A 26,469-nucleotide genomic window follows, 5' to 3' on the forward strand; every position below is an offset into this window, starting at 1 on the left:
AGGGAACAGACCGTGGACGAGGCGGCGCGGCGGCCTGAGGGGCCCAGGGTCTGGCGTCCCCGGGCGGTGCGGATGGTCGCCTACGGGCTGGGGCTGCTGATCGTGGCCACGATGGCCGTTCTGGCGTCGGTGCTGCCGGGCGACTGGCGGTTCATGGACCGGCTGCTGCTCGTGGGCGTGGGCCTGGCGATCGCCGCGACCCTGCACCTGCTGGCCCGGCCCAGGCTGGAGGCGTCGCGGGACGGGGTGACGGTGGTCAACAGCATCCGCACGCACGTGCTGTCGTGGGCGGAGATCGTGGACGTGCGGATGCCCGAGGGCGAGCCGTGGCCGTCGGTGGACCTGTCCGACGGGACCACGCTGGCGGTGATGGGCATCCAGAGCGCCGACGGCGACCGGGCCCGGGCCGCCCTGGAGGAGTTCCGGGAGCTGCTGCGCGAGCGCGGCGAGGCCGCGGAGCCGGACCGGGACTGACCCCGGGACCCGCGGTCCCGCCCGCCTTGTGCGAACGTCCAACGGGAGCCTTCGTTTCTTGACGGAACGGAGGCTCCCGTCATGCCGGGCGGAGCACATAGTTTGGTGGTGAAGGCCACAGAACGTGGAAGCCGACGGGGAGCGGGGGGCCGCGTGCGCGATATCCGAGAGGCCGTGGCGGAGATGTACGCCTCGGGGGAGAGGTTCGCCGTCGCGACGGTGATCGACACCTTCAAGAGCGCGCCGCGCCCGGCCGGGGCGGCGATGGCGGTGAGCGCCTCGGGGGAGGTCGTCGGGAGCCTGTCGGGGGGCTGCGTGGAGGGCGCGGTCTACGAGGAGGCGATGGAGGCGATCCGCACCGGGGTACCGGTGCGCCGGACCTACGGCGTCGCCGACGAGGACGCCTTCAGTGTGGGGCTGACCTGCGGCGGGACCCTGCACGTGTTCGTGGAGCCGGTGGACCGCGGGCTCCACCCCTCGCTGGGCTCGGTGCTGGGCGCCCTCGACGAGCACCAGCCGGTGGCGGTGGCCACCGTCGTGTCGGACCCCTCCGGCGGGGACCGGGTGGGTCGGCGCCGGGTCGTGTGGCCCGGGCACGCCGAGGGCGACGTGGGCGGCGACCGGCTGAACGACGCCCTGGACGACGACGTGCGCGGCATGCTGGCCCAGGGCACCACGGGCCTGCTGCGCTACGGCGCGGACGGGCAGCGGCGCGGTGACGAGCTGGAGGTGTTCGTGCAGGCGTTCGCGCCGCCGCCGCTGATGCTGGTGTTCGGCGCGATCGACTTCGCGGCGGCCGTGGCCAGGATGGGCGCCTTCCTCGGCTACCGGGTGACGGTGTGCGACGCCCGCCCGGTGTTCGCCACCGCCAAGCGGTTCCCCGCCGCGGAGGAGGTGGTGGTCAAGTGGCCGCACGTGTACCTGGACGAGGTGGCCGACCGCGTCGACGAGCGCACGGCGATCTGCGTGCTCACCCACGACCCCAAGTTCGACGTGCCGGTGCTGACGGCGGCGCTGCGCACCCGCGCCGGGTACATCGGGGCGATGGGGTCGCGGCGCACCCACGAGGACCGGATGGCGCGGCTGCGCGAGGCGGGGCTGTCCGAGGGGGAGCTGGCGCGGCTGCACTCGCCGATCGGCCTGGACCTGGGGGCGCGGACCCCGGAGGAGACGGCGGTGTCGATCGCCGCCGAGCTGGTGCGCTCCCGCTGGGGCGGCAGCGGCCGGGCGCTGAGCGAGACCACGGGCCGGATCCACCGGGACGTCACCGTGGCGCCCTTCCTTCCGGCCGGATTCGGTCACGTCGAGAGGTGAACCGGAACACGGGGGCGGGCGGAACCGCAGGTCGTCCCCGGCGCCCGGACCGGGGCGGGGAAGACTTTCGGACGGGGTCGCCCGGGCGGCCGGTACGCGGTGCCCGCGCGTGGCATCATCGCGTCATGGGAAGCGGCGTGGGGGAACACGGCCGGGTGGCGGGGCTGCTGCTGGCCGCCGGCTCCGGGAGCAGGCTGGGCAGGCCCAAGGCGCTGGTCGAGGTCGGCGGTGAGCGCCTGGTCGACCGGGGGGTGCGCACCCTGCGCGCCGGCGGCTGCGTGCCCGTCGTGGTGGTGCTGGGCGCCGCGGACACGGCGGTCCCCGACGCCTGGACGGTGCTCAACCCGGAGTGGGCCTCCGGGATGGGCTCGTCGCTGCGGGCCGGGATCGACGCCCTGCCCGACGGGGTCGACGCGGTCCTGATCTCGCTGGCCGACCAGCCGCTGGTCACGCCCGAGGCGGTGGCCCGGCTGGTGGCGGCGCACGCCGAGGGCGCCCGCGCCGCGGTGGCCACCTACCGGGGCAACCAGCGCAACCCGGTGCTCATCGGGCGCGAGCACTGGTCCACGGTGCACGCCATGGCCGTCGCCGACGTGGGGGCGCGCCCGTTCCTGCGCGCCTACTCCCACGTGGTCACCCCGGTGGCCTGCGACGGCGTCGCCAGCCCCGAGGACATCGACACCCAGGAGGACCTGCTGCGCCTGCGCGACCTGATCGGCCGCTAGAGCGGCGTTCTTTCGAACCTCCGCCGCGCTTCGGCCCGCCCGCCGCCGGCCACCGCCCCGGACGTCTCCTCCGGGCCTTCGGGACCCCGCCGGGCGCTTCACACAGCGGAGGCGGTGATGCCGAAGGCGTGCCGGGTGGTCGCGCCGGGTTCCAGGACGATGAGCCCGGTGCCGGTGTTGAACGCGTCCGGCGGGCAGGTCATGGGCTCCACGGCCAGGTGGGCGCGGCGGTCGGCGCCGGCGAGGGTGTCGGAGCTGAACAGCTGCAGGTACCCGAAGCTCGCGTCGCACCACACCGAGACCCGGTGGCGGGGCCCGTCCACGTGGGTCCAGGCCCGGCCGTCGGCGTCGCGCTCCCCGATGACGAAGGCGGTGTCCAGGACGGTGTCGCCGAGTCGGCGGCCGGGCGGGCGGAAGTCCATGCCGGTGCCCTGTACCGGGACCGGGTCCCCGACCGGCAGCAGCCGGTCGTCGACGGGCTGGCGGGCGGCCACGGGAGCGCTCAGTGTGAGCTCCCCGCGGTCGGCCAGGTCCCGCACGGGCTCGCCCAGGTCCAGGTAGGGGTGGAAGCCCAGCCCGAACGGCGCGGGTGAGTCCCCGGTGGCGCGCGCGGTGGTGGTGACGGTCAGGCCGTCCCCGTCGAGCCGGTAGGCCAGGTCCAGTGCCAGCGGGAAGGGGTAGCCGGCGGTGGCGGGCAGGTCCAGGTGCAGCACGGCCTCCGCGTCGGAGGTCCGCACCGGGGTCCACACCCGGTCGTGGACCAGGCCGTGGATGGCGGACCCGGTGGCGGGGTCGTTGACCTCCAGCGTGTGCTCGCTCCCGCCGAACCGGTAGCGGCCCCGGCCGATCCGGTTGGGCCAGGGGGCCAGCACCTGTCCCTGGAACGCGGTGGGTGTTCCGGTGTAGGGCCACACCAGGTCCCGCCCCCGCCAGGTCAGCGCCTGGAGCGCGGCGCCTTCGACGGCGACGCGCGCGCCGAAGTCCCCCGAGCGCAGTTCGATGGTCTCTCCCACGTGCGGCCTCTTCCTCGTGCCCGGTTCCCCACCGCGGTCCGGCCCCTTGCCGAACCGGGAGATCTTAACCGAGCAGGCCGTCGAGCGGGATGAGCACACCCGAGCCCAGCGCCAGCAGTCCGGTGGACAGCAGCACCACGAGCATGAACACCGACCCGGCCACGGCCATCCGGTACGCGGCCAGGCGGCGGCGCGCCCGCGAGGAGTCCTTCTTGCTCGCCGCGGTGCGGCCCATCGCGATGAGCGCGACGGACAGCAGCACCGGGAGCGGCCAGGAGGCGCCCAGCTCCCCGGGCAGCAGCCCGGTGACCGCGCCGGCGGCGTCGGCCAGCGTTCCCAGGAGCGGCCCGTGGGCGGCGTCGAGCAGCCCGGTGTAGGCGTCGGTGACGAACGGGCTCTGCGGGTAGAAGCCGTCCTCCGGGCGCAGCGCCCGGCCCAGCCCGTCGACCAGGCCCAGCAGGGCGGCCGGGTAGGCGAAGCGGCGGCACCTGCCGGCGGACATGGCCTTCTGGATCTGGGTCATGGTGCGCTGGACCCGTTTGGCGGCGCGCTCCTGCTGCCTGCGGGCGGCGCCGGGGTCCTGCGGTCCCGTGTTCCGGTCGTCGGGCCGCTGCGCGGCGCCCCACCGGTTCCAGCGGGGGCGGGCGGCGTCCTGCGGCGCGGTGCCGCCGACCACGGGGGTGTCGCCGGTGGCGGCCTCGGCCCGGCGGCGGCGCGCGTCGGAGACCCGGCCGCGGGTCTCGTCCCAGCGGGCCCGGGCCGAGCCGGTCAGCGCGGCCCACCGGTCCTGGCGGCGGGCCCGGCCGTCGGCGCGTTCGCGGTCGGCGATGGATCCGCCGATGCGGACGGCCTCGGGGAGGAGCAGCACGGCGGTGAGCAGGGCGGCGCGCGGGGCGATCGGGTCGCCGCCGCCGTCGCGCAGGCCGGTGCGGCGCTGCTCGTTCCACCAGGGGGCGTGCGGGGCGGGGCTGCGCTGGGCCGGGTGCCAGGACTGGCGGCGCAGCAGGGCGCGGTGCCGGGAGGCGGTGTCGGGTTCCAGGACCAGTTCGACGGCGCGCGCCCAGGTGGTGTCGATCTCGTGGGCGGCGGGCCGGTCCGGCCGGTCGGCCCCGGGGCCGGTGACGCGGTCCAGGGTCTCGGTGACCCGGCGCATCAGCAGGGGGACCTCGTGCTGGGCGCGTTCGAGCAGGACGCAGCGGCCCGAGCCGTCGCTGCGGCAGCCCGGGTGGGGGCACCAGTGCTGGGAGGCCAGGCCCACCGCGCCCGACTCCAGGGCCTCGCGCACCACGGCGTGCCGGCTGGCCTCGCCGGTGGCCAGCTCCAGCAGGCCGTCGGCGCTGATCTCGTGGCCGCGGTAGCGCGGCGGCATGCCCGGCACGTAGCGGGCGGCCAGGGCGCTGATGGCGATGTGCGCGCGCTCGGGGTGGCCGTCCAGGCCGGTGAGGTAGGCGCGGTCGAAGGTGTGGTCCTTGACCTCGCGGTCCAGCCAGGTGCGCAGCTCCGACCAGTGGGTGCGCAGCCACAGGGCGCCGGTCTCGGAGCGGTCCAGCAGGTCGAAGGCCAGGCTCGGCGGGTCCTCGTGGGAGGCCCCGGCGAACACGATGGGGCGCAGCCGGCGCGCGGTGCGCAGGGCGGGCCGCTCCCCGGCCAGCCACTGGGCGACCTCGGCGTACCCCCAGCGGGCGGCGGGGGAGGGGGCGAGCAGTCCGCGCACCAGCAGCCGCCAGTGCTCGTCGGTGACGGCGGAGATGTCCACCTCGGAGTTGCGGGCGGTGAGCCAGTTGCCGCCGCGGTCGGGGCGGCGGCCGGTGACCAGCTCGTGCGCCATCACGCCCAGGGACCACCAGGCGGCCGGGGCCTCGCGGCGGCCCTCGACGACCTCGGGGGCGGCGTAGTCCTCGGTGATGGCCAGGCCGCCGTAGACGCGGCTCATGGTGGCGCGGACGGCGCCGCCGAAGTCGGTGAGCGCCAGTACCGGCGGGTCCAGGGAGCGGACCAGCAGGTTCTCGGGCTTGACGTCGGTGTGGTTGTGTTGGAGGTCGTCCTGCCAGTGGCGCAGGCACTCGGCGACGGCGGAGACGACGGCGCGGGCGCGGGCGTCGTCCAGCGGGGCCCGGTCGATGACGGCGCGCAGGGAGCCGTGCTCGAAGTACTCCTGGGCCTCCCAGGCCAGGTCCTCCTCCCAGGAGCTCTTGGCGTGGCCGTAGCCCTGGACGGCCGGGGTGTGCGGGGAGGCGGTGCCTCGGGCGCGCAGCCGGTCCAGCAGCTCGCGGTTGATGTCGTGGCCGGGCCGGTACACCTTCAGCGCCAGGCGGCGGCCGGGGGAGTCGGTGGGTTCGACCAGGTAGACGACGGCCTCGCCGCCCGCGCCGATGCGGTCCAGGACCTGGTAGCGGCGGCGCAGCTCGGCGGGGACGGCGTAGTCCAGGTCGCTGGCCGGGCCGACGACGACCCGGGAGACGAGGCGGGCCAGCCAGTCCAGGAAGGGGCCGAACAGGGTGCGCCACCAGGGGGCGCGGGCGTCGCCGCCGGGGCGCGGGGCGCCGGGGCCGGCGGTGGCCCCGGCGGGCCGGTCCACCCGGGTGGGCGGGGCCGCCGGGCCGGGGCCCTGGACGCGGGTGGGAGGGGTCGCGTCGCGGCCGGAGCCCGGCCGCAGGACACGGGTGACCCACCGCGTGGCCCGCGGGGCGGGATCCGCCTTGGCGGTGGGCGCGGTGGGTTCGATCCGTTGCGTCGGCGCGTTGTCGTCACCGGTGTGGGGCGTGACCATGGAGGTCGGTGCCGTCCTTCGGTTGCGTGGGTGTCGTGGCCGGGATCGGCGGGCCGTCTCCAGGTTAGATGCCCGGCGACGGCCGGTGTCGACCGTGCGCCCGCGGACCCCCGTCGACGATGCGCGCCTCTCCCCGTCTTTCACCCTCTAGGACTCCGGTCACGCCCTCCGGGTTCCCGCTGTACGGGTCCGTTCGCTCACAGGCCGTCAGTGGCCGCGCGGGGTGACGCCGAGCTTCTCGCAGGCCTCCCGGTACATCCGCACGACCTCCTGCCGGATCTGGGCGCGCTCGGTGAGCGGGTGGGCCCAGGGGATCCGCACGGTGTGCTCGGTGCCGCCGACGGTGACGGCGTACTCCCCGGCCTCCCCGTCCAGGCCGGTCATGCGGGCCCCGGTGGCCTCGGGGTGCCCGCCCAGGGCGCGGCAGATCAGCAGGGTGTCCTCGGGGTGGTCGCCGTTCATGTGGGCGGTGACGGCGGTGACGACCTCGGGGGAGAAGGGGCCGGACATGGCGGTCCTTCCTGTCGGGCGCGGGTGCGCGGGGCGAGGGGCGGGGGACCGTCCCGCCCCGGTCGACGATAGCCGAGCTTCTCCGAAGATGGCGACACAGTGTCGTCAAAGTCCGGTGTCGTCCGAACCCGGGGCCGCCCCCGGCGGCCGGGGGCGGCCCCGGGGAAAGGCGAAGGCGCCCGCGGGACGGACGTCCGCGGGCGCCTTCGGAGGGCGGCCTCCCGCCCCGCCCCCGAGGGGCGGGGGGCCGCACGGCGCGTCCGCTCCGGCCGGCGCGGCCGGAGCGGACGCCGGTCCCCGGGGTCAGGGGGGACGCGCCGCCGGGCCGGTCAGGCCTGGCGGGTGAACTCGGCGTCGATCGTGATGGTGATCTTGTCGCCGATGACCACGCCGCCGCCGTCCATCGGCATCTCGATGTCGACGCCGAACTCCTTGCGGCTGATCTGGGTGGTGGCGGAGAAGCCGGAGCGGTCCAGGCCGTAGGGGTCGAGGGTGGAGCCGTTGAACTCCAGCTTCAGCTCGACGGGCTTGGTGTTGCCCTTGATGGTCAGGTCGCCCTTGAGGACGAAGTCCTCGCCGTCGGCGGCCAGGCCGGTGGAGCGGAAGGAGAACTCGGGGTGGTCCTCCACGTGGAAGAAGTCCGCCGAGCGGATGTGGTTGTCGCGGTCGGCGTTGTCCGTGTTGATCGAGGTGGCGTCGATCGTGGCCTCGACCGAGGACTGCGCGGGGTCCTCGGGCACGGTCAGGGTGGCGTCGAACTTCTCGAACCGCCCGTGGACCTTGCTCACCATCATGTGGCGGACGGAGAACCCGACGGTGCTGTGAGCGGCGTCGATCTTCCAGGTGCCGGCCTTGAGTTCCTGCGCTGCCATCTGACTGTCTCCCTGTCGCGGGTCGGGGACCCGGTTCTCGGGCCCTTCTGTTGCCTAGGAACAAGGTACCTTAGAAATATCTTCCTGGGAAGAATCTAATGTGGTCGACGCCCCATGCGCAACCGCCGCCACTAGAATCGCCCCCATGGAGAACCCGGCATGGCTCGACGACGGCGAACAACGGGTCTGGCGGAGCTTCCTGCGCGTCAACGCCTGGATCTACGACGAGCTCGAACGCGACCTGCGCGGACGCGGCGGCCTCGGCCTCATCGAGTACGGGATCCTCGTGCACCTGTCCGAGGCCCCCGGGCGGCGCATGCGCATGCGGGCCCTGGCCGACAGCGTCATCGTCTCCAAGAGCCGCCTCTCCCACCAGATCGCCCGCCTCGAACGCGACGGCCTGGTCGGCAAGGAGGAGTGCACCGACGACCGGCGCGGCCTGTGGGCCGTCCTCACCGACGAGGGGGCGCGCCTGCTGGCCGAGGTCGCCCCCGGGCACGCCGCCCGGGTCCGCGCCCTGATGTTCGACCGCCTCGGACCGCTGGGCACCGCCGAACTGGAGGGCCTCCTCGCCGCCCTGGAGCCGGACGGTGACGCCCCGGCGGCCGCCGGGCGGCGTTCCGGTGTCCAGCGGGCCACCGTCGGTGACGGGTGAGCGCGAGGCCGCCCCGCCCGGACCCCCGCCCGGGTAGAGTCGGGGGTCGTGAGCAGACCAACGATCATCGGCGCCCAGAACTTCCGTGACGACGACGGGAGCGCCGACCCCGAGGTCGAATCCCGCCTGCGCGCCCACGCCGCCGGCGAGATCGGCGACCGCCAGGTGCTGGCCGCCCTGAGCGGCTCCCGCGTCCTCATCCCCGTGGTCGCCGTGGCCACCGAGACCGAGGAGGGCGTCGGCGGGCTCACCAAGGACAAGAACAGCGAGGTCGCCGTGCCGGTCATGACCGGCAGGGACGGCCGCCGCGGCGTGCTGGCCTTCACCTCGGTCGACGCCGTCCGCCGCTGGCGCTCCGACGCCCGTCCCGTCCCCTTCACCACCAAGGACGCCTGCCAGGCCGCCGTGGAGGAGGGCGCCGACGCCCTGGTCATCGACGTGTCCGGCCCCGTGCCCTACACCGTCCAGGGCCGCTTCCTGACCATGCTCGCCGAGCAGGGCACCGTCCCCGAGCCCAAGGACGACCCCCAGGTCCTGGCCCTGGTCTACCGGGTCACCCACACCGAGTTCGGCATCGAGCGCGTGCGCATCCACCCCTCCCAGCGGGCCGACATCGGCATCCGCCTGGAGCTGGAGGAGCGCGACGACGAATCCCTGCGCCGCGTCGCCGAGCGCCTGGCCGCCGAGCTCCGCCACGTCCTGCCCGGCGGGATCGAGCTCAGCGCGGTCGTGCGCGCCAGGCGCGAGACCGACTGAGGGCCGCGGAGTTCTCCACAGGCGGCGCCCGGGCCTGTCGGCGCGGCGCGCCGACGGGTAGCTTCGCATCATGCCCACCCCCTCGGCACTCGCGCCCCTCGCCGACCACTGGGCGGTCGCCGTCATCGCGGTCACGGCCCTGGCCGGCCTGCTCGCCGGACACGTCGGCGGCCGCCTGGTACCCCTGTTCGGACCGGCCGGCCCGCACACCCGCGCCCCCCTCGACGCCGCCGCCACCAGGGACGGCGCCGCACAGGCCCGTGCCGGGCACGCGGGCGCGCCGGAACCGGAGCCCGCCCCGGGCGAGGACGGACCGCCGCCGCCGCGCTGCCCGCACTGCCTGGCCGAGCTCCGGTTCTGGCGGTGGTTCCCCCTGGTGGCCGACCGCGCCTTCCGCGGCCGCGGAAGCTGCCCGCACTGCGAGCAGACCGTGCGCTCCCACCCCGGGGCCGTCCTGCTGGCCGTGCCCGCCGCGGCCCTCGCCGGGGCCGCCGCCGTCCTGCACCCGGACTGGACGCCCCTGTGGCTGCCCGCGGTGCTCTGGCTCATCGCGGTGGGCTCCGCCCTGTCCGTCGTCGACCTGCGGGTCCAGCGCCTGCCCGACGCCCTGGTCCGGCCCGCCTACCCGGTGGCCGCCGCCCTCATCGCCCTGGCCGCGCTGACACCGCCGGACGGACCGGCCCCGGGACGGCTCCTGGACGCCCTGCTGGGCATGGTCCTCGTCACGGTCCTGTACTGGCTGCTGTGGCGGATCCACCCGCGGGGGATGGGCCTGGGCGACGTCCGCCTGTCCGGGCTGACCGGCCTGTACGCCGGGTGGGCGGCCGGGCCGCTGGGCGCGCTGACCGCCGTCTTCTGGGCGTTCGCGGCCTTCTCCGCGGTGGGCCTGGTCCTGATCGCGCTGCGCCGCGCCTCCCCGGGCTCGACCTTCCCGCTGGGGCCCTTCATGCTCGCCGCGACCCTCGCCACCGTCCTGGCCGCCGGACCCCTGCTGCCCGAACTCTGAGACCGGATGCCACCCCTCGGACCGATCCGTGAAAAGATCGGTCCATGTTGCGTTGGCTGACCGCAGGGGAATCCCACGGGCCGGCACTCGTCGCGATTCTGGAGGGCCTCCCGGCCGGTGTGTCCGTCACCTCTGACGACATCGCCGCCGCGCTGCTCCGCCGCCGCGCCGGGTACGGTCGTGGCGCCCGGATGAAGTTCGAGCAGGACCAGGTCTCCGTCATCGGGGGCATCCGACACGGCCGCACCCTCGGGGGCCCGGTCGCGATCGAGGTCGGGAACACCGAGTGGCCCAAGTGGGAGCAGGTGATGTCCCCCGACCCGGTGCCCGCCGAGGTGCTGGACGGCATCGCCCGCAACGCCCCGCTCACCCGCCCCCGGCCCGGCCACGCCGACCTCGTCGGCATGCAGAAGTACGGGCACACCGAGGCGAGGCCCATCCTGGAGCGCGCCAGCGCCCGGGAGACCGCCGCCCGCGTCGCCATCGGCGAGGTCGCCCGGCGGTTCTGCCGCCAGGCGCTGGGCGTGGAGATCCTCAGCCACGTGGTGTCCATGGGGCCGGTCTCCGTCCCCGACGACGCGCCCGAGCCGGGCCCGCAGGACCTGGCCGCGGTCGACGCCGACCCGCTGCGCTGCTTCGACCCGCAGACCAGCGCCCGCATGGTCGAGGAGGTCGACGACACCAAGAAGTCCGGGGACACCCTCGGCGGCGTCGTCGAGGTCCTCGCCTACGGGCTGCCCCCGGGCCTGGGCACCCACGTCCACTGGGACCGCCGCCTGGACGCCCGGCTGGCCGCCGCCCTGATGGGCATCCAGGCCATCAAGGGCGTCGAGGTCGGCGACGGGTTCCGCACCGCGGCCCGCCGCGGCTCGCAGGCCCACGACGAGATCGAGCCCGGACCCGACGGGGTCCGCCGCCGCACCAACCGCGCCGGGGGCGTCGAGGGCGGCATGAGCACCGGCGACCCGCTGCGGGTGCGCGCCGCCATGAAGCCCATCGCCACCGTGCCGCGGGCGCTGGACACCATCGACACCGAGACCGGTGAGCCCGCCCGGGCCCACCACCAGCGCAGCGACGTCACCGCGGTCCCGGCCGCCGGCGTGGTCGCCGAGTCGATGGTCGCCCTCGTCATCGCCGAGGCCGCCATCGAGAAGTTCGGCGGCGACTCGGTCGAGGAGACCGCCCGCAACCTCCGGGGCTACCTGGACTCCCTGGAGATCCGCTGACCCGTCCGGGGCCCGCCGACGGCGGGCCCCGGGACCGAGACGAAGGTGGGAAGTAGCGTGTCACGAGCGATCGCGGTCCTGATCGGGTCGCCCGGCTCGGGCAAGTCCACGGTCGGGGAGGCCCTGGCCCGGCGCCTGGGCGCCGACCTGCTGTGCACCGACACCGAGATCGAGAAGCGGGCGGGCAAGCCCGTCGGCGACATCTTCCTGGAGGACGGCGAGGAGCACTTCCGGGCGCTGGAGCGCGAGGTCGTCGCCGAGGGGCTGCGCTCCTGGGAGGGCGTCATCGCGGTCGGCGGCGGCGCCGTCCTGGACGAGGACACCCGTCGCGACCTGGCCGACCACCACGTGGTCTACCTCCAGGTGGAGTTCGCCGAGGCCGCCAAGCGCGTCGGCATGGACGCCGCCCGGCCCCTGCTGGTCGGCAACCCCCGGGCCCGGCTGCGCAAGCTCCTGGACGAGCGGCTGCCGGTCTACGAGTCCCTCGCCACGGTGACGGTGCCCACCACCGGGTTCCACCCCGAGGAGATCGTCGACGCCATCGTGCCCACCCTCGACACCGGGAAGGCCGCACCGTGACCACCACCCGCATCCGCGTCGGCGACGACGCGGGACGCTACGACGTCGTCGTCGGCAGCGGCGTGCTCGCCGAGCTGCCCTCCCTGGTCGGGGAGGCCTCCCGCGTCGCGGTGATCCACCCCGAGGGCCTGGACGCCGTCGCCCGCCCGGTCGCCGGCGCCCTGCGGGCCGCCGGGTACACCGTCCACCCCATGCCCGTCCCCGACGGGGAGGCCGCCAAGACCGCGGCCGTCGCCGCCGACCTGTGGACCCGGCTGGGGCTGAACGGCTTCACCCGCAGCGACGCCGTCGTGGGCGTGGGCGGGGGCGCCACCACCGACCTGGCCGGGTTCGTCGCCGCCACCTGGCTGCGCGGCGTGCGGGCCGTCCTGGTCCCCACCACCCTGCTCGGCATGGTGGACGCCGCCGTCGGCGGCAAGACCGGCATCAACACGCCCGAGGGCAAGAACCTCGTCGGCGCCTTCCACCCCCCGGCCGGGGTGCTGTGCGACCTGGCCACCCTGCCCACCCTGCCCAGGGCCGACTACATCGGCGGGCTCGCCGAGATCATCAAGGCCGGGTTCATCGCCGACCCCGTCATCTGCGACCTGGTCGGGGACGACCCCGAGGGGGCCGCCCTGCCCGAGGGCCGCCACACCCGCGAGCTCATCGAACGGGCCGTCCGGGTCAAGGCGGAGGTGGTCTCCGGCGACCTCCGGGAGAGCGGCCTGCGCGAGATCCTCAACTACGGCCACACCCTGGGGCACGCCATCGAGCGCGCCGAGAACTACACGTTCCGGCACGGGTACGCCGTCTCCATCGGCATGGTCTTCGCCGCGGAGCTCGCCCGGCTCGACGGGCGCATCGACGCGGACCTGGTGGCCCGCCACCGCGAGCTGCTCACCTCCGTGGGCCTGCCCGTCTCCTACGGGGCCGCCGCCTGGCCGGGGCTGCGCGCCTCCATGAGCGTCGACAAGAAGGCCCGCGGCGCCACCCTGCGGTTCGTGGTCCTGGACGGCCTCGCGAAGCCGGCCATCCTGGCCGGGCCCGCGCCGGAGCTGCTCGACGCGGCCTACGCCGCCGTCGCGGGCGACGCCCCGGTTCCGGGGAGCCACTAGACTGGCAGCCAGGCGGCCTGTGCACAGGCGCGCCCGGGACGGCTCCCGGGGCGCCCGCGGCCCGCCCCACCGAACCGCCGACCGGGCCCTGCGAGGTTCCGGTCCCCGACGTGTCAGACCCCTGGGAGAGACGACCGAAGTGGCCACGACGAACGACATCAAGAACGGCACGACCCTGCGGATCGACAACGTTCTGTGGAACGTCCTCGAGTTCCAGCACGTCAAGCCGGGCAAGGGCGGCGCGTTCGTCCGTACCAAGCTGAAGAACGTCCTCACCGGCAAGATCGTGGACAAGACCTTCAACGCCGGCGCCAAGGTCGAGTTCGCCAACGTCGACCGCCGCGACATGGAGTACCTGTACCACGACGGCGAGTCCTACATCTTCATGGACACCCAGACCTACGACCAGCTCCCGGTCCCCGAGGCAGTGGTCGGCGACGACAGCAACTTCCTGCTGGAGAACACCAAGGTCACGGTGGCCACCAACGAGGGCAACCCGCTCTACATCGAGCTGCCCGCCGCGGTCGAGCTGGAGATCACCCACACCGACCCCGGCGTCCAGGGCGACCGCTCCACCGGCGGCACCAAGCCCGCCACCGTCCAGACCGGCGCCACCATCCAGGTGCCCCTGTTCATCTCCACCGGCGAGCGCGTCAAGGTCGACACCCGCACGGGCGACTACCTCGGGCGAGTCAACTGATGAGCGGAGCACGGCGCAAGGCGCGGCGGCGCGCGGTCGAGGTCCTCTACGAGGCCGAGGTGCGCGGCATCTCGGTGGAAGAGGTCATCCGCCGCCGCCGGGCCCAGCCCGAGCCGCCGATCAACGAGTTCACCGAGCAGCTGGCCCGCGCCGTCGACGGACACCGGGACCGCATCGACGAACTCCTCGACACCTACGCGATCGGCTGGACCCTGGAGCGGATGCCGGTCGTGGACCGCAACATCCTGCGGATGGGCGCCTACGAGCTGCTGTGGGCCGAGGACATCCCCGACGCGGTGGCGATCGCCGAGGCCGTGGGGGTCGCCAAGGAACTGTCCACCGACGAGTCTCCCAACTTCGTCAACGGGCTGCTGTCCAGGCTGATGGAGAACAAGGCGACGCTCGCCCTGTAGGCGGGGGCGGGCCGGCGCGCGCACGGGGTGTGGGCGGGCCGGGTGGGACGAGCACTGTGGGGGACCGGTGGGTGACAGGAGCGAGGCGGCAGTGAGCGGTCTGGGAGAGGGCGGGGCCACCGGCCCGGGCCGGGCGGCCAACACCGCGCGGACCGCCGTCGTGTGGGAGGCCCTGGCCGGACTGCTGGACCGCCTCGGCGGCGACTCCCCCCTGGACATCGTCGACGCCGGGGGCGGGACCGGAGGGGCCGCCGTCCCGCTCGCCGAGCTCGGCCACCGGGTCACCGTCGTCGAGCCCAGCCCCGACTCGCTGGCCGCCCTGGAGCGCCGCGCCGCCGAGCGCGGGGTGCGGGTGCGCGGCGTGCAGGGCGACACCGGCGACCTGGCCACGCTGTTCCCCGAGGGGAGCACCGACCTCGTCCTGGTCCACAACGTGCTGGAGTACGTCGACGACCCCGTCGCCGCCCTGCGCGACGTGGTCGGCATCACCCGGCCCGGCGGCGCGGTCAGCCTGCTGGTCACCAACGCCGTCGCCGGGGCCCTGCACCGCGCCCTGGCCGGACACCTCACCGACGCCCGCGCCCTCCTGGAGGACGCCGAGGGCCGCTGGGGCCCGGGCGACCCGATCCCGCGGCGGTTCACCCGCCGCGGCGTCCTGGAGCTGGTCGGCGCCGCCGGGCTCACCGGTGAGCGGGTCCGCGGCGTCCGGGTGTTCGCCGACCTGGTCCCCGGCCACGCCTGGGAGGGCGACGTGCACGCCGGCCGCCACCTGGTGGAACTGGAGAAGGCCGCGGCCGATCATCCCGAGCTGCTGGGCATCGCCACCCAGCTGCACGTCACCGCCCACCGGCCCTGAGAACCGTCCCGCCCGGCGCGTAGCCTGACCGTATGAGCCGACGTCAACTGGAGCGCGGGGCCGCGCTGCGGGGCATGGTCACCCCGCAGGGCATCGTCCCCCTGGGCGCGGACTTCCCGCGCGACGGGTCGGGCCCGGACTCCGACTGCAACGTCCTGCACCTGGACATGGACGCGTTCTTCGCGAGCGTGGAGCGGCTGCGCAACCCCGGCCTGGCGGACACGCCGATCATCGTCGGCGGCACCGGCCCGCGCAGCGTCGTCTCCTCCGCCGACTACCGCGCCCGCGCCCGAGGGGTCCACTCCGCGATGCCGATGGCGCAGGCCCTGCGCCTGTGCCCCGGCGCCGCCGTGTTCCCGCCCGACGGGCGCGCCTACCGGGAGGTCTCCCGGGCGGTCATGGAGATCCTGCGGGCGGTCACCCCGCTGGTGCAGCCGCTGTCCCTGGACGAGGCGTTCCTGGACGTCTCCGGGGCGCGCAGGCGCCTGGGCGGGCCGGTGCGGATCGCCGCGATGATCCGCGAGAGGGTCCGCGCGGAGCAGGGGCTGACCTGCTCGGTGGGGGTGGCCGCCACCCGGTTCACCGCCAAGCTCGGCTCCACCCACTGCAAACCCGACGGCCTGCTCCTGGTGCCGAGCGCGTCGGTCCGCTCCTTCCTGGACCCGCTGCCGGTCGGCGCGCTGCCCGGGGTGGGGGACAAGACCGAGCGGACCCTGGCCCGGATGGGCGTGCGCACCGTCGGCGCCCTGGCCCGGTACGACCGCGACCTGCTGCGCATGGAACTGGGCGACAAGCACGGCGCCCGGCTGGCCGACCTCGCCCACGGCGTCGACGACAGCCCGGTGGAGCCCGAGAGCGAGGACAAGAGCATCGGCGCCGAGGAGACCTTCGCCGTCGACGTGGCCGACCCCGAAGAGGTCCACCGCGAGCTGCTGCGGCTCTCCGAGAAGGTGGCGAGGAGGCTGAGGGCCTCGGGGCAGATGGGGCGCACGGTGAGCGTCAAGCTCCGCAAGGGCGATTTCTCGACCATCACCCGGGCCCGCACCCTGCCCGACGCCACCGACGTCGGCCGGGAGATCAACGCCGTCGCCCGGGCCCTTTACGCCGAATCCGGGCTGAGGGGAACCCCGATGCGCCTGGTCGGCGTTCGCATGGAGGGGATCGTTCCCGCCTCCGGGGTGCACCGCCAGCTGGCCCTGGACGAACAGGACACGGGGTGGCGCGACGTCGAGCGCGTCATGGACCGGGTGGCGGAACGATTCGGACCGGGCGCGCTACAGTCGGCGGTATTGGCCAAGCGTGACGAAAACGACGTATGATGCCGCAACTTCCGGGCCGTCCTCAGCGTTACATGGGGTAGGACCGGAGTCAGGGTAGACAGAGAGGCATGGAAGCCGGTGTTTCCGATACAGCGCGGGGGTATCGTGGCCTTGGTCGGTCAGGTCCGCACGCAGCTTTTCCTTCCACGGTGCGCTAGCGCACCGTATTCTGGGCATACCACTGACCAAGAGATCATTGATCAGTACCCGTCACCCCAACCGGGGACTGTTGTAGGGAGGCGCCGTGCCGCTCTCTGAACACGAGCAGCGCATGCTCGACCAGATCGAGCAGGCGCTGTATGCCGAGGACCCGAAGTTCGCGAACACCGTTCGGCAGACGAACCCCGTGGTCCATCACAAGCGCCGGATCATCAAGGCCGGGCTCGGGTTCGTCCTCGGCCTCGTGCTGATGCTGACGGGCCTGCTGCTCGGCAGCAGCGTCGGCCTCGCGGTCGGTGTCACCGTCAGCGTGGGCGGCTTCCTCGTGATGCTGGCCTGTCTGCTGTGGGGGCTCAACGCCTGGCGCCGGGCCGCCGTCGGCGGACCTGCCGAGGCCCCGCCGGACGAGCCCAAGCGCCGCAAGGGCGACCGCCCGGGCATGATGAATCGCTTCGAGGAGCGCTGGCGCCGCCGCCAGCAGGGCGACGAGTGATCTCGCCACCCTGACCGACCGGATCACGAACGGGGCCCCGCACACCGTGCGGGGCCCCTTCGTCGTCTCCGCCTCCGTTCCGCCGGCCGGGGGCGGTGACCCCTGCCCGGGCGGGTACTCCGGGGCCAGAGAGGATCCGCTCCCGGAAGGCGGCGTGTCCGTGCCGGGAGCGGTGGCCCTGCCCGGACGGGCGTCCGCGTTCCGTCCGGGGCGGGCACTCCGGGGCAGGGAGTGTCCACCCCCGGAAGGCGGCGGGTCCGGGCCGGGGGGCGCCCCCGGCCCGGGGCGGTCAGGCGTTCTGCGGGGTGGGGTCCGCGACCGGGCGGCGGGGGCGGTCCCACAGGGAGCGGGGGAGCAGCGCCGCGCGCAGGCGCACGCCCCGCGGCACCACGGCGGGCAGGCCGCGCACGATGGCGCGCAGGTCCGCGCCGACCTCCTCGCTCCAGGAGGCCGCCGGGGCGTACCGGTCGCGCTCCTCGGCCAGCGCCAGGCGGTGCAGGGCCGCGCGCGCCTCCTCCGGGAGCGGCACCCGGTCCGCGTCGCGCAGGGCCGCCAGGCGGGCCGCCGTGCCGCGGGGGCTCTCCGCCAGGTCCCAGCCCAGGCCCAGGTCCACACAGGTGTCGCGCAGCTCCCGCCAGGCCGCGCCCGGGCGGCCCAGGCGGGACCGGCGCACGGACGCGCGCACCGCGGCGGGCAGGAACGGCAGCAGGAGGAGGGCCGCCACGGCCGCCGCGGCGGGCAGCCACGACAGGTCCGGGGCGTCCCGGCCGCCCCCGGCGGGCGCGGCCGCGGCCTCCTGCTCCTCCTCGGCGGAGGGGGACGGGGAGGGGGAGTCCTCCGGAGTCGGCTCCGGCTCCTCCTGCTCCGGGGTCGGCGCCTCCGTCGAGCCGGGCGTGGGCTCGGGGTCGGGGCGCTCGGCGGTGAGCCCGCCCCCGTCGGTGTACTCGGGCTCGGTCGCCGAGCCCTGGCCGCCCACCCCGCCCGGCGTCGGCTCGAAGCGCACCCATCCGGCGCCCTCGAAGTACAGCTCCGGCCAGGCGTGGGCGTCGCCGCTGGTCACGGTCCAGCGCCCGTCGCCGGTGCGCTCGCCCGCCGTGTAGCCGACCGCGACCCGGGCGGGGATGCCCGCCTGGCGGGCCATCACGGCCATCGCCCCGGCGAACTGCTGGCAGTACCCGGTCCGGTCCACGGTCAGGAAGTGCACCAGCGGGTCGGCGTCGGCGGGCACCTCCGGCGGGCGCAGGCTGTAGGCGAAGTCCCCCGAGGTGAAGAACTCCTGGAGGGCGACCGCCTTGAGGTAGGGCGAGTCGGTGTGGCCGGTCACCTCGTCGGTGAGATCCCGGACCTCCCGCCCGACGGAGGAGGGCACCGAGCGGAAGTCGCCCGGCAGCGACAGCGGGGACCCCGCGGCCCCGGCAAGGTCCTCGGCGGTGACCTCCCGTTCGGTGGTCTCCACCGTGAAGCTCAGGCCCGTGGGCGGCTGCTCGGTGGTGAACACCATGAGGCTGTCGGGGTGCACGTACCAGTCGCCGGAGACGTCGACGGTCCGCGCCCAGTACGGCAGCGGCAGGAAGTCCATGCCCTCGACGTCGGAGTCCAGGGACACCCGTGTCATCACGGTGTCCTCCTCCGGCGCGGACGGCCACCCGGTGGGCAGCGGGAGCTCGTCCTGGACCCGGGTGTCCCCGGAGGCGTCGACCGGGCTCATCGTCCAGTTGACGCCGTCGAACTCGTCCAGCACGTACCGGCGCAGGTAGCCGGGCTCCTCGGCGTCGGTGCGGTAGGTCAGCACGGTCCGGTCGGAGCTGGACAGCAGGTCCCGGCGCATCGACACCAGCGGGTGCGTGGTGGTGATGACGTCGTTCTGGCGGCCGACGTAGGTTCCCTGGGCCAGGGTGTGGAAGGCGTCGGTGCGCAGGCCCGGCAGCGCGGCGGGCAGGGCCAGCGCCGGCACGACGGCGACGGTCGCGGCCAGGGCCGCGGCGGCCCCGTGCCGGAGGGCGCCCAGCGGCGGCGCGGGCACCGCCACCCCCCACTCGCGGCCGCGCACCCACATGTCCACGGCCAGCAGCTGGACGAACCCGAACACGCACACGACGACCGCGCCGGTGCCGATCCCGGACCCCTCCACCACCAGCGGCACCACGGCCAGGGCCAGCAGCAGCCCGCCGACCATGCCGGGGCAGCGGGCGGTGGCGGCCAGGAAGTCGGCGGCGACGAGGAACAGCGCGAACGCCAGCGCGATGATCAGCATCACCCCGGCGGTCGCGGTCACCGGCGGTTCGTTGGTGTCGATGACCTCCAGCCCCTGGGAGAAGGCGGTGAGCACGTGCTCGACCGCCGCACCGGAGGGCAGCACGCCCAGGGGGGCCAGGTGCCCGGCGAACAGCGGGACGACGAGCAGCGCCACCACGGCCAGCTGGAGGACGGGCACGAGCAGGCCCAGCCACCCGGTCAGCATCCGGTAGAGCACCGACACGGCGGTGGCCGCGCCCATGAGCAGGACCGCGGGGAGCCACCAGTCGTCACCGCGCACCAGCGGCGCGATGAGGGGGAGGGCGCACAGCAGGGAGACCAGTGCGGCCAGGGGCATCAGGGCTTTCAACGCGGGACCTTCCCGAGGGGTGCGGCGTCGCGCCACAGCGAAGGCAGTTCGGAGAGGGCCGGCAGGTGCACGACCCGCCAGCCGGAGGCGGCCAGGATCTCGCCGGCGCCGGCGCCGGCGCGCGCCCGCTCGGAGGGCCAGGCCGCCCCCGCGCACAGCACGGCCACCCGGTGCCCGCCCCCGCTCCTGGCCAGGGCCGCGGCCTCCTCCGCGGTGAGCGCGCCCGTCACCGCGACGGTCAGGGAGGCGCCGGACGCGGGGAGGGCGGGGAGGGCGGCGGCGTCGGAGGCCTCCAGGACGGCGAGTCCGTCCAGCAGGGCGCCGGGCACGGCGGCGGGCATCCGGCCGCGCTCGGTGTGCAGCCGCACCTCGTGGTTCCGGTCGAGCAGGTGCAGGGCGACGGAGGCGGCGGCGCCCACGGCGGTCTCCAGGGAGTCGGCGGGCCCGCCGCCCGCGTGCGCGCGGCGCCGGGTGTCGAGCAGGACGACGCCGTACTCGCGCCGGTGCTGCTCGTCGCGGCGCACCATCAGCTCGCCGTGCTTGGCGGTGGAGCGCCAGTGGACCCGGCGCAGCTCGTCGCCGTACTGGTACCCGCGGGGGACCGGGTCCTGCTCGCCGATCCCGCTCTGTGTGCGGCGCGGCGAGTCGTCCCCCTGGGTGCCGCCCGAGCTTCCGCTCCGGTCCAGGGGCACGGTGGCGGGGGTGACGAGCAGGTGCTCGGGGGCTCCGGGGTGCTGCTCCACCCGCACCAGGCCCAGCGGGTCGGTGAGCGCGATCCACAGCGGGCCCAGCGGGTAGTTGCCGCGCACGGCGGGGCGGACCAGGTAGGCGAGGTCGCGGACGCCGCGCGGGCCCAGGAAGCCGATGGAGTAGCGGGGCTCGTGGCCCAGCCGGGTGGGCAGGGTGTCGCCGACCGACACCGCCGCCACCGGCCAGGTGTGCGAGGAGTTGCCGATCCGGATCATGATCCGGGCGTCGTGCCCCGCCGGGACCCGGGAGGGTACGACGCTGCGGCTGTGCACCACCCGGTCGGCGGCCCCGATCAGGGAGAGCGCCGCCGCCGGCGGCAGCGCCGTGGCCAGCACGCCCAGGACCACCAGCTCCCGCTGCCCGACGACGAACCCGGCGACCAGCGCGGCCAGGCCCAGGAGCAGCATGCACACGCCTCGGGCGGTGAGGGTTCGTCGCGGGCGCATGGACCCTCTTCTCGTAGGGGACCGGTCGGCGGACCGGCGCGGGGGATCAGCGGGGGGCGGGGACGGGCAGCCGGGCGACCAGCTCGGCGACGATCCGCTCGGGGGCCGTGCGCTCCATCTGCGCCTGCGGGCCGACCAGCAGGCGGTGCGCCAGGACGGGCACGGCCAGGTTCTGGACGTCGTCGGGGACGACGTAGTGGCGGCCCTCCAGGGCGGCGTGCGCGCGGGCGGCCCGCACCAGGTGCAGGGTGGCCCGCGGGGAGGCGCCCAGGTCCAGGTCGGGGCTGGTCCGGGTGGAGTTGACCAGGTCCACGATGTAGCGGCGCATGCCGGGGGCCACGTGCACCTCGCGCACCAGGTCGGCCAGGCGGCGGACGGTGCCCGCGTCGGTGACCGCGGCCAGGCCCTCCAGCGGCGACCCGGTGCCGTGCGAGTCGATCATGTCGAGCTCGGCCTGGGGGGAGGGGTAGCCCACGGAGACACGGGCCATGAACCGGTCCCGCTGGGCCTCGGGCAGGGCGTAGGTGCCCTCCATGTCCGCCGGGTTCTGGGTGGCCACGACCATGAACGGCCGCTCCAGGGGGCGGGTGCGCCCGTCGACGCTGACCTGCCGCTCCTCCATGCACTCCAGCAGGGCGGCCTGGGTCTTGGGCGAGGCGCGGTTGATCTCGTCGCCCAGCACGATGTTGGCGAAGACCGGCCCGGGGTTGAACTCGAACTCGCGCCGCTCCTGGTGGTAGACGCTGACCCCGGTGATGTCGCCGGGCAGCAGGTCCGGGGTGAACTGGACGCGCTGCACGGAGCAGTCCACCGCCCGGCCCAGGGCCTTGGCCAGCATGGTCTTGCCGACACCGGGGACGTCCTCGATGAGCAGGTGGCCCTCGGACAGCAGGACGGTCAGCGCGATGCGCAGGACCTCCGGCTTGCCCTCGATGACCGTCTCGATGGCGCCGCGGATGCGGTCCGCCACGGCGACGACCTCTTCCACGTCCGCCTGGACGCCGCCCCCGCGGCCGCCGTGGTGTGTGCCGAGTGACACGAGACCCCTCCCGCTGCGTGTGTCGGTGTTCGGAACCGAGGCTAGGGCCAATCAGAGCGATTGCAAACCAAAGTGCCGGAATCGGTCGTCGAATGCGGTCCAGTGCTACGAAAGTGCACTAAAGCGCGAGAATTGCTCATCTGATCATTCGTGGAGCCCGGGGTGGGGCGAACGGTGCGTTGGTGAATAAGGGGGCGAAGCGGTCGCCGGGGCTTTCTCGGAGCCACCCCGGTCCCCGCCCGGAGCCCCGGTGGCGCGGCACGCCCGGGGGCCCGACCTCCCCCACTCACACCCCACCGCTGTGACCTGCGAATTCATCGTCCAATCGGCCATTGTGCCCGCATCGGAGCTGTTGACGGTGGGGAAGAGTGGAGTAAGGTGGAGCAGCGTGGAGAGGGCGAATTCTCCACATCGGGGGGAGGTCGGGAGTGTGTTCCTCGGTACCCACACGCCCCGCCTCGACCAGAAGGGGCGCCTGTTCCTCCCCGCGAAGTACCGCGACGAGCTGTCGGGGGGTGTGGTGATCACCAAGGGCCAGGAACGCTGCCTCTACGTCTTCCCGGTCAAGGAGTTCGTGCGCATCACCGACTCCCTCGCCCAGGCCCCCGTCACCGACCGCGCGGTCCGCGACTACGGTCGCATCTTCTTCGCCGGCGCCTCCGACCAGACCTGCGACGGCCAGGGCCGGGTCACCGTTCCGGCCCCCTTGCGCGCCTACGCGGGGCTCACCCGCGACTGCGCCGTCATCGGGGCCAACACCCGGCTGGAGATCTGGGACGCCGGGGCCTGGTCGGAATACGAGGCCGCACGCGAACGCGAGTTCGCGGACCTGGCGGAGGAGGTGCTGCCCGGGGTGCTGTGAGTCCGGACACCCCCGGACCCACGGCACCGGCGAGTCCACACCCTCGCAGTCGGGGTCCGGCGACGGCCTCCGAACGCGGTGACACGAGCTGGCGCGACTTCCCCGGTGCCAGACCGTCAACGCCGGTCCGCCGAAAGGTGGACAATAGCGGCCGTGTTCGGAGGCCCGCCGGAACCCGGTGAGGCCACGCCACACCGCGGAGCCCGGCCTGGGCCGGACGCGACCGCGGCGGAACGAGGGGGAGCGCGACAGCGTGGAGGAACGGCAGCGCATGGGGGACGACACCCGGGAGCGCGGGAACGAGGGCGCGGGAGCCGGGGGGACCGGCGACGACCGCGTCGCGGCCGCCCGCACGGGGGCCGACCCCCTGCACGTCCCGGTCATGCTCGACCGCATCGTGGACCTGCTGGCACCGGCACTGGACCGGCCCGGCGCCGTGTTCGTCGACGGCACCCTGGGCCTGGGCGGCCACTCCGAGGCGATCCTCGCGGCCTGCCCGAACGCCCGCCTGGTCGGCGTCGACCGCGACACCACCGCCCTGGAGCGCAGCGCCGCCCGCCTGGCCCCCTACGCCGACCGCGTCCACCTGGTCCACGCGGTCTACTCCGAGATCCCCCGCGCCCTCGACGAGGCCGGGGCCGCGGAGGCCGACGCCGTCCTGCTCGACCTGGGCGTGTCCTCACCCCAGCTCGACGAGACCGACCGCGGCTTCGCCTACGCCCACGACGCGCCGCTGGACATGCGCATGGACCGCACCCAGCCGCTCACCGCCGCCGAGGTCGTCAACACCTACCCGGTGTCCGAGCTCACCCGCGTCCTGCGCGCCTACGGCGAGGAGCGGTTCGCCTCCCGCGTGGCCCGCGCCATCGAGCGCCGCCGCGCCCAGGGCCCCATCGAGTCCACCCGCGAACTCGCCGAACTGGTCCGCGACGCCATCCCCGCGGCCACCCGCCGCACCGGCGGGCACCCGGCCAAGCGCACCTTCCAGGGGCTGCGCATCGAGGTCAACGCCGAGCTGTCCATCCTCGAGCGCACCCTGCCCGCCGCCCTCTCCCGGCTGGCCGTCGGGGGGCGCATCGCCGTGCTGTCGTACCACTCGCTGGAGGACCGCCTCACCAAGAAGGCGTTCGCGGCCCTGGCCACCGACACCACGCCCGCCGACCTGCCCGTCCCCCTCCCGGACCGGCAGCCCGAGCTCCGGCTCCTCACCCGGGGGGCCGAACTCCCCACGGACGAAGAGAACGAACGCAACCCCCGCGCCCAGTCGGCACGCCTGCGCGCGGCCGAACGCGTGCGGCCCGCGCGGTAGTAGGGAGAGCACATGACGACGACCAGGACGGACACCCGCCGCTCCGGCAAGCGCAAGGCGCCCGCGCCGCGGCGCACCGCCGCGCGCCCGGCGGCGCCCCCGGCCGAACGCGCGCCCGCACGGGGCCCGGCCGCCGCGGCACGCGCGCGCGCACCCAGGATCCCGTTCGTCCTGCTCATCCTGTGCCTGCTCGGCGGCGCCCTGGTCAGCCTCCTGCTGCTGCGCGGCGTCATCGCCCAGGAGGCGTTCGCCATCTCCAGCCTCCAGACCCAGAACCGTGAGCTGTCCTACGAGGAGCAGAGCCTGCGGGGCAGCGTCGCCCACCTGGAGACCTCCGAGCGCATCGCGGAGGAGGCCGAGGGCATGGGAATGGAGCAGGGTGACGCGCCCCGGTTCCTGGACCCCGGCAGCGGTGAGGTCACCGGAAACGCCGCCACCGACGGCGGGAGCACCGGTTGAGCACTCCCCGACGCCCCCGCGACCCCCGCAGGCCCGGCGGTACCGGGAAGTCCGGATCCCGCCCGGCCCGCAGTACCTCGCAGAGCGGCTCCCCGCGCGGCGGCGCGCGGGGCTCCAAGGCCGAGGGCAGGCCACCGCGCGAGGCGCGCACCGCGCCCACCGAGCGCAGGCGCCGCCGCCCGGCACCGCCCGCGCCCCCGCCGCTGCTGCGCCGCACCTTCCGGCGGGGCGCCCCGGGCAAGCGCATCCGGATCGGCGGCGCCCTGGCCCTGGCCGTCCTCGTGCTGTTCGCCGGGCGCCTGGTCCAGATCCAGGGCTTCGAGGCGGAGCAGTACGCCGAGGCCGCCTCCGAGCTGCGCCTGCAGACCATCGACATCCCGACCCTGCGGGGCGCGATCACCGACGCCGACGGCGACCCGTTCGCGCTCTCCATGGAGGTGCGCACCGTCTTCGTCGACCCCGAGGAGGTCCGCGAGGACGAGCGCGACCGGCTCATCGACGAACTCGTGACGCGCTTCGACCTCGACGAGGAGGAGGTCGCAGCCAAGGTCGACGCCAAGCCCAGCCGCTACCAGGTGGTCGCCCGCAAGGTGCCGCCCGGCGACTGGCAGGAGCTGCGCGACCTGGAGCTGCGCGGCGTGGGCGCCGAGGTCGACTACGAGCGTGTTTACCCGGAGGAGACCGGCGCCGCCGACCTGGTCGGCTTCGTCGGCAGCGAGGGCCACGGCCTGGAGGGCCTGGAGGCCTACATGGACGGGGTGCTCGCCGGCGAGGCGGGCGAGCGCCAGGTCGAGGTGGGCGTGGACGGCACCCAGATCCCCATGGCGGGCGGTGTGGCCAAGGACCCCGTGCCGGGCCAGGACGTGCGCCTGACCCTGGACCGGGACGTGCAGTGGTACGTCGCCCAGACGCTGGCGGCCCGGGTGGAGGAGCTCGACGCCGACGGCGGCAGCGCCATCGTCATGGTCCCCGACACCGGCGAGATCATCGCGATGGCCGACTACCCGACCTACTCGCCCACGGACATCGCCGCCAGCGGGCCCGAGCAGTGGTCCAACGGCGCGGTCGCCGAGACCTTCGAGCCCGGCAGCACCAACAAGGTCATCACCATCGGCGCCGCGCTGGAGGAGGGGCTGACCACCCCGGAGACGGTCTACACCGTCCCCTACGCCCTGCGGTACTACGACCAGACCTTCCGCAACTCCAGCAACCACGGCACCCAGCGCCTCACGGTCAACGGCATCATGGCCCAGTCCAGCAACGTCGGCACCATCAAGGTCGCCGACCAGGTGGGCGCCGGGGTGCTGCACCGCTACATGACCGAGTTCGGGCTCGGCCAGCCCACCGGCCTGGCCCTGCCCGGCGAGGAGACCGGGATCCTCACCGACCCCGAGGACTGGTGGGGCACCCAGCTGCCGTCGGTGTCCATCGGCCACAGCGTCACCGTGAACGCCGCCCAGATGGCGTCGGTGTACGCCACCGTCGCCAACGGCGGCGTCCGGGTGGAGCCGAGCGTGGTCGCCGGGACCGTCGACACCGAGGGGAACTTCACCCCCGCCGACGAGCCCGAGCGCACCCGCGTCATCAGCGAGGAGACCGCCGAGCGCCTGGCGCTCATGCTGGAGGCGGTCACCAGCGACGAGGGCACCGCGCCCCAGGCCCGCATCGACGGCTACCGGGTGGCGGGCAAGACCGGCACCGCCAACCGGGTCAACCCCGAGACCGGGAGCTACGAGGGCGGCGGGTACACCTCGACCTTCGCCGGGTTCGCGCCCGCCGACGCGCCCGAGGTCGTCGTCCAGGTGGTCCTGCACAACCCGCAGGGCACCTACTACGGCGGCGAGGCGGCCGGCCCGGCGTTCAACGACATCATGTCGTTCGCGCTCAAGACCCTGAAGGTCCCGCCGACCGACACCGACCCGCCCGCCATCCGCCTCTTCGAGGAGGAGGGCGCCGGCTAGGGCCCGTTCTCCCGGGCCTCCGCCGCGCCGCGGCCCGCCCGCCGAGAAGGTCCTCGACGGGCGGGCCGCGGCTCCACCGCCGTGTCCGGCGCCCCCTGGGG

The 26,469-nt window shown here is 74.9% G+C and carries 25 protein-coding genes; 18 read left to right on the plus strand and 7 right to left on the minus strand.

Features of this window, described 5'->3' with window-relative positions:
* Positions 1–12: 12 nt before the first annotated feature.
* From ABZ249_RS10440 to ABZ249_RS10450, 3 genes are all read left to right on the plus strand, one after another.
* A complete protein-coding gene (locus tag ABZ249_RS10440) occupies positions 13–474 on the plus strand; it encodes a PH domain-containing protein (protein ID WP_255647281.1) in 462 nt (153 codons plus the stop codon).
* A 153-nt stretch (positions 475–627) separates the two neighbouring features.
* Complete coding sequence (locus ABZ249_RS10445; protein WP_355260090.1) at positions 628–1,788, plus strand: XdhC/CoxI family protein; 1,161 nt, start codon at positions 628–630, stop codon at positions 1,786–1,788.
* A gap of 155 nt (positions 1,789–1,943) precedes the next feature.
* A complete protein-coding gene (locus ABZ249_RS10450; RefSeq protein ID WP_355260272.1) occupies positions 1,944–2,513 on the plus strand; it encodes a nucleotidyltransferase family protein in 570 nt (189 codons plus the stop codon).
* 98 nt (positions 2,514–2,611) lie between these two features.
* On the opposite strand, the gene ABZ249_RS10455 is transcribed toward ABZ249_RS10450, so the two are convergent.
* The 4 genes from ABZ249_RS10455 to ABZ249_RS10470 all read right to left on the minus strand — a co-directional run bounded on the left by ABZ249_RS10455 (position 2,612) and on the right by ABZ249_RS10470 (position 7,678).
* Positions 2,612–3,526: an aldose 1-epimerase family protein gene (locus ABZ249_RS10455; RefSeq protein WP_355260093.1), complete on the minus strand. Its 915-nt coding sequence runs from the start codon at positions 3,524–3,526 to the stop codon at positions 2,612–2,614.
* Positions 3,527–3,590: 64 nt separating this feature from the next.
* A complete protein-coding gene (locus tag ABZ249_RS10460) occupies positions 3,591–6,296 on the minus strand; it encodes a serine/threonine protein kinase (protein WP_355260096.1) in 2,706 nt (901 codons plus the stop codon).
* 207 nt (positions 6,297–6,503) lie between these two features.
* Positions 6,504–6,806 carry a DUF2470 domain-containing protein gene (locus tag ABZ249_RS10465; RefSeq protein ID WP_355260099.1) on the minus strand — a complete coding sequence of 101 codons (303 nt, stop codon included), beginning with the start codon at positions 6,804–6,806 and terminating at the stop codon, positions 6,504–6,506.
* Between the two features lie 329 nt (positions 6,807–7,135).
* On the minus strand, positions 7,136–7,678 hold the full coding sequence (locus tag ABZ249_RS10470) for a YceI family protein (protein ID WP_355260102.1): 543 nt from the start codon (positions 7,676–7,678) through the stop codon (positions 7,136–7,138).
* Positions 7,679–7,823: 145 nt separating this feature from the next.
* Between ABZ249_RS10470 and ABZ249_RS10475 the strand changes: the two genes are divergently transcribed.
* The 11 genes from ABZ249_RS10475 (at position 7,824) to ABZ249_RS10525 (ending at position 16,937) form a co-directional block, all read left to right on the plus strand.
* Positions 7,824–8,333, plus strand: a complete 510-nt coding sequence (locus tag ABZ249_RS10475; protein ID WP_355260104.1) for a MarR family transcriptional regulator — start codon at positions 7,824–7,826, stop codon at positions 8,331–8,333.
* Between the two features lie 48 nt (positions 8,334–8,381).
* Positions 8,382–9,089: an SseB family protein gene (locus ABZ249_RS10480; RefSeq protein WP_220562523.1), complete on the plus strand. Its 708-nt coding sequence runs from the start codon at positions 8,382–8,384 to the stop codon at positions 9,087–9,089.
* A 70-nt stretch (positions 9,090–9,159) separates the two neighbouring features.
* Positions 9,160–10,095, plus strand: coding sequence for an A24 family peptidase (locus ABZ249_RS10485; protein ID WP_355260107.1), 936 nt, complete (start codon positions 9,160–9,162; stop codon positions 10,093–10,095).
* Between the two features lie 44 nt (positions 10,096–10,139).
* Positions 10,140–11,321, plus strand: coding sequence for a chorismate synthase (gene aroC / locus ABZ249_RS10490; RefSeq protein WP_220562521.1), 1,182 nt, complete (start codon positions 10,140–10,142; stop codon positions 11,319–11,321).
* Between the two features lie 57 nt (positions 11,322–11,378).
* Positions 11,379–11,900 (plus strand): shikimate kinase, encoded by a 522-nt coding sequence (locus ABZ249_RS10495; RefSeq protein ID WP_220562520.1) that lies wholly within the window; start codon positions 11,379–11,381, stop codon positions 11,898–11,900.
* Positions 11,897–12,997 carry a 3-dehydroquinate synthase gene (gene aroB, locus ABZ249_RS10500; protein ID WP_355260112.1) on the plus strand — a complete coding sequence of 367 codons (1,101 nt, stop codon included), beginning with the start codon at positions 11,897–11,899 and terminating at the stop codon, positions 12,995–12,997. Before ABZ249_RS10495 ends, aroB begins: the two co-directional genes overlap by 4 nt.
* A gap of 139 nt (positions 12,998–13,136) precedes the next feature.
* On the plus strand, positions 13,137–13,697 hold the full coding sequence (gene efp / locus ABZ249_RS10505; RefSeq protein ID WP_355260115.1) for an elongation factor P: 561 nt from the start codon (positions 13,137–13,139) through the stop codon (positions 13,695–13,697).
* Complete coding sequence (gene nusB, locus ABZ249_RS10510) at positions 13,697–14,110, plus strand: transcription antitermination factor NusB (RefSeq protein ID WP_220562517.1); 414 nt, start codon at positions 13,697–13,699, stop codon at positions 14,108–14,110. Before efp ends, nusB begins: the two co-directional genes overlap by 1 nt.
* A 67-nt stretch (positions 14,111–14,177) precedes the next feature.
* Positions 14,178–14,966, plus strand: a complete 789-nt coding sequence (locus ABZ249_RS10515; RefSeq protein WP_220562516.1) for a methyltransferase domain-containing protein — start codon at positions 14,178–14,180, stop codon at positions 14,964–14,966.
* 32 nt (positions 14,967–14,998) lie between these two features.
* A complete protein-coding gene (gene dinB / locus ABZ249_RS10520; RefSeq protein ID WP_355260120.1) occupies positions 14,999–16,285 on the plus strand; it encodes a DNA polymerase IV in 1,287 nt (428 codons plus the stop codon).
* 244 nt (positions 16,286–16,529) lie between these two features.
* Positions 16,530–16,937: a DUF3040 domain-containing protein gene (locus ABZ249_RS10525; RefSeq protein ID WP_220562514.1), complete on the plus strand. Its 408-nt coding sequence runs from the start codon at positions 16,530–16,532 to the stop codon at positions 16,935–16,937.
* A gap of 289 nt (positions 16,938–17,226) precedes the next feature.
* Here the strand turns inward: ABZ249_RS10525 and ABZ249_RS10530 are convergent, their stop codons facing one another.
* The 3 genes from ABZ249_RS10530 to ABZ249_RS10540 are packed head-to-tail and all read right to left on the minus strand — an operon-like array spanning position 17,227 to position 21,777.
* Positions 17,227–19,542, minus strand: coding sequence for a transglutaminaseTgpA domain-containing protein (locus ABZ249_RS10530; protein WP_355260124.1), 2,316 nt, complete (start codon positions 19,540–19,542; stop codon positions 17,227–17,229).
* On the minus strand, positions 19,539–20,738 hold the full coding sequence (locus ABZ249_RS10535; protein ID WP_355260127.1) for a DUF58 domain-containing protein: 1,200 nt from the start codon (positions 20,736–20,738) through the stop codon (positions 19,539–19,541). The genes ABZ249_RS10530 and ABZ249_RS10535 overlap by 4 nt, the downstream gene beginning before the upstream one ends.
* 46 nt (positions 20,739–20,784) lie before the next feature.
* Positions 20,785–21,777, minus strand: a complete 993-nt coding sequence (locus ABZ249_RS10540; RefSeq protein ID WP_355260130.1) for a MoxR family ATPase — start codon at positions 21,775–21,777, stop codon at positions 20,785–20,787.
* A 430-nt stretch (positions 21,778–22,207) separates the two neighbouring features.
* Here ABZ249_RS10540 and mraZ point away from each other — a divergent pair, with 430 nt between their 5' ends.
* The 4 genes from mraZ to ABZ249_RS10560 all read left to right on the plus strand — a co-directional run bounded on the left by mraZ (position 22,208) and on the right by ABZ249_RS10560 (position 26,368).
* Positions 22,208–22,639: a division/cell wall cluster transcriptional repressor MraZ gene (mraZ, locus tag ABZ249_RS10545; RefSeq protein ID WP_355260133.1), complete on the plus strand. Its 432-nt coding sequence runs from the start codon at positions 22,208–22,210 to the stop codon at positions 22,637–22,639.
* Between the two features lie 271 nt (positions 22,640–22,910).
* Positions 22,911–23,948 (plus strand): 16S rRNA (cytosine(1402)-N(4))-methyltransferase RsmH, encoded by a 1,038-nt coding sequence (gene rsmH / locus ABZ249_RS10550; RefSeq protein ID WP_355260136.1) that lies wholly within the window; start codon positions 22,911–22,913, stop codon positions 23,946–23,948.
* A 12-nt stretch (positions 23,949–23,960) separates the two neighbouring features.
* Entirely contained in the window at positions 23,961–24,407 is a 447-nt protein-coding gene (locus ABZ249_RS10555; RefSeq protein WP_355260139.1) for a hypothetical protein, read from the plus strand.
* On the plus strand, positions 24,404–26,368 hold the full coding sequence (locus tag ABZ249_RS10560) for a penicillin-binding protein 2 (RefSeq protein ID WP_355260142.1): 1,965 nt from the start codon (positions 24,404–24,406) through the stop codon (positions 26,366–26,368). Before ABZ249_RS10555 ends, ABZ249_RS10560 begins: the two co-directional genes overlap by 4 nt.
* Positions 26,369–26,469: the final 101 nt, after the last annotated feature.

Source organism: Nocardiopsis sp. NPDC006139, assembly GCF_040614155.1.
Lineage (GTDB): Bacteria > Actinomycetota > Actinomycetes > Streptosporangiales > Streptosporangiaceae > Nocardiopsis > Nocardiopsis changdeensis.

What these genes read in the sequence shown, in the direction of transcription:
- ABZ249_RS10485 (WP_355260107.1), top strand. Translation starts at nt 9,160, where the DNA reads ATGCCCACCCCCTCGGCACTCGCGCCCCTCGCCGACCACTGGGCGGTC.
- ABZ249_RS10470 (WP_355260102.1), bottom strand. Translation starts at nt 7,678, where the DNA reads ATGGCAGCGCAGGAACTCAAGGCCGGCACCTGGAAGATCGACGCCGCT.
- ABZ249_RS10555 (WP_355260139.1), top strand. Translation starts at nt 23,961, where the DNA reads ATGACGACGACCAGGACGGACACCCGCCGCTCCGGCAAGCGCAAGGCG.
- rsmH (WP_355260136.1), top strand. Translation starts at nt 22,911, where the DNA reads ATGGGGGACGACACCCGGGAGCGCGGGAACGAGGGCGCGGGAGCCGGG.
- nusB (WP_220562517.1), top strand. Translation starts at nt 13,697, where the DNA reads ATGAGCGGAGCACGGCGCAAGGCGCGGCGGCGCGCGGTCGAGGTCCTC.
- ABZ249_RS10465 (WP_355260099.1), bottom strand. Translation starts at nt 6,806, where the DNA reads ATGTCCGGCCCCTTCTCCCCCGAGGTCGTCACCGCCGTCACCGCCCAC.
- ABZ249_RS10460 (WP_355260096.1), bottom strand. Translation starts at nt 6,296, where the DNA reads ATGGTCACGCCCCACACCGGTGACGACAACGCGCCGACGCAACGGATC.
- dinB (WP_355260120.1), top strand. Translation starts at nt 14,999, where the DNA reads ATGAGCCGACGTCAACTGGAGCGCGGGGCCGCGCTGCGGGGCATGGTC.
- ABZ249_RS10535 (WP_355260127.1), bottom strand. Translation starts at nt 20,738, where the DNA reads ATGCGCCCGCGACGAACCCTCACCGCCCGAGGCGTGTGCATGCTGCTC.
- aroC (WP_220562521.1), top strand. Translation starts at nt 10,140, where the DNA reads ATGTTGCGTTGGCTGACCGCAGGGGAATCCCACGGGCCGGCACTCGTC.
- ABZ249_RS10475 (WP_355260104.1), top strand. Translation starts at nt 7,824, where the DNA reads ATGGAGAACCCGGCATGGCTCGACGACGGCGAACAACGGGTCTGGCGG.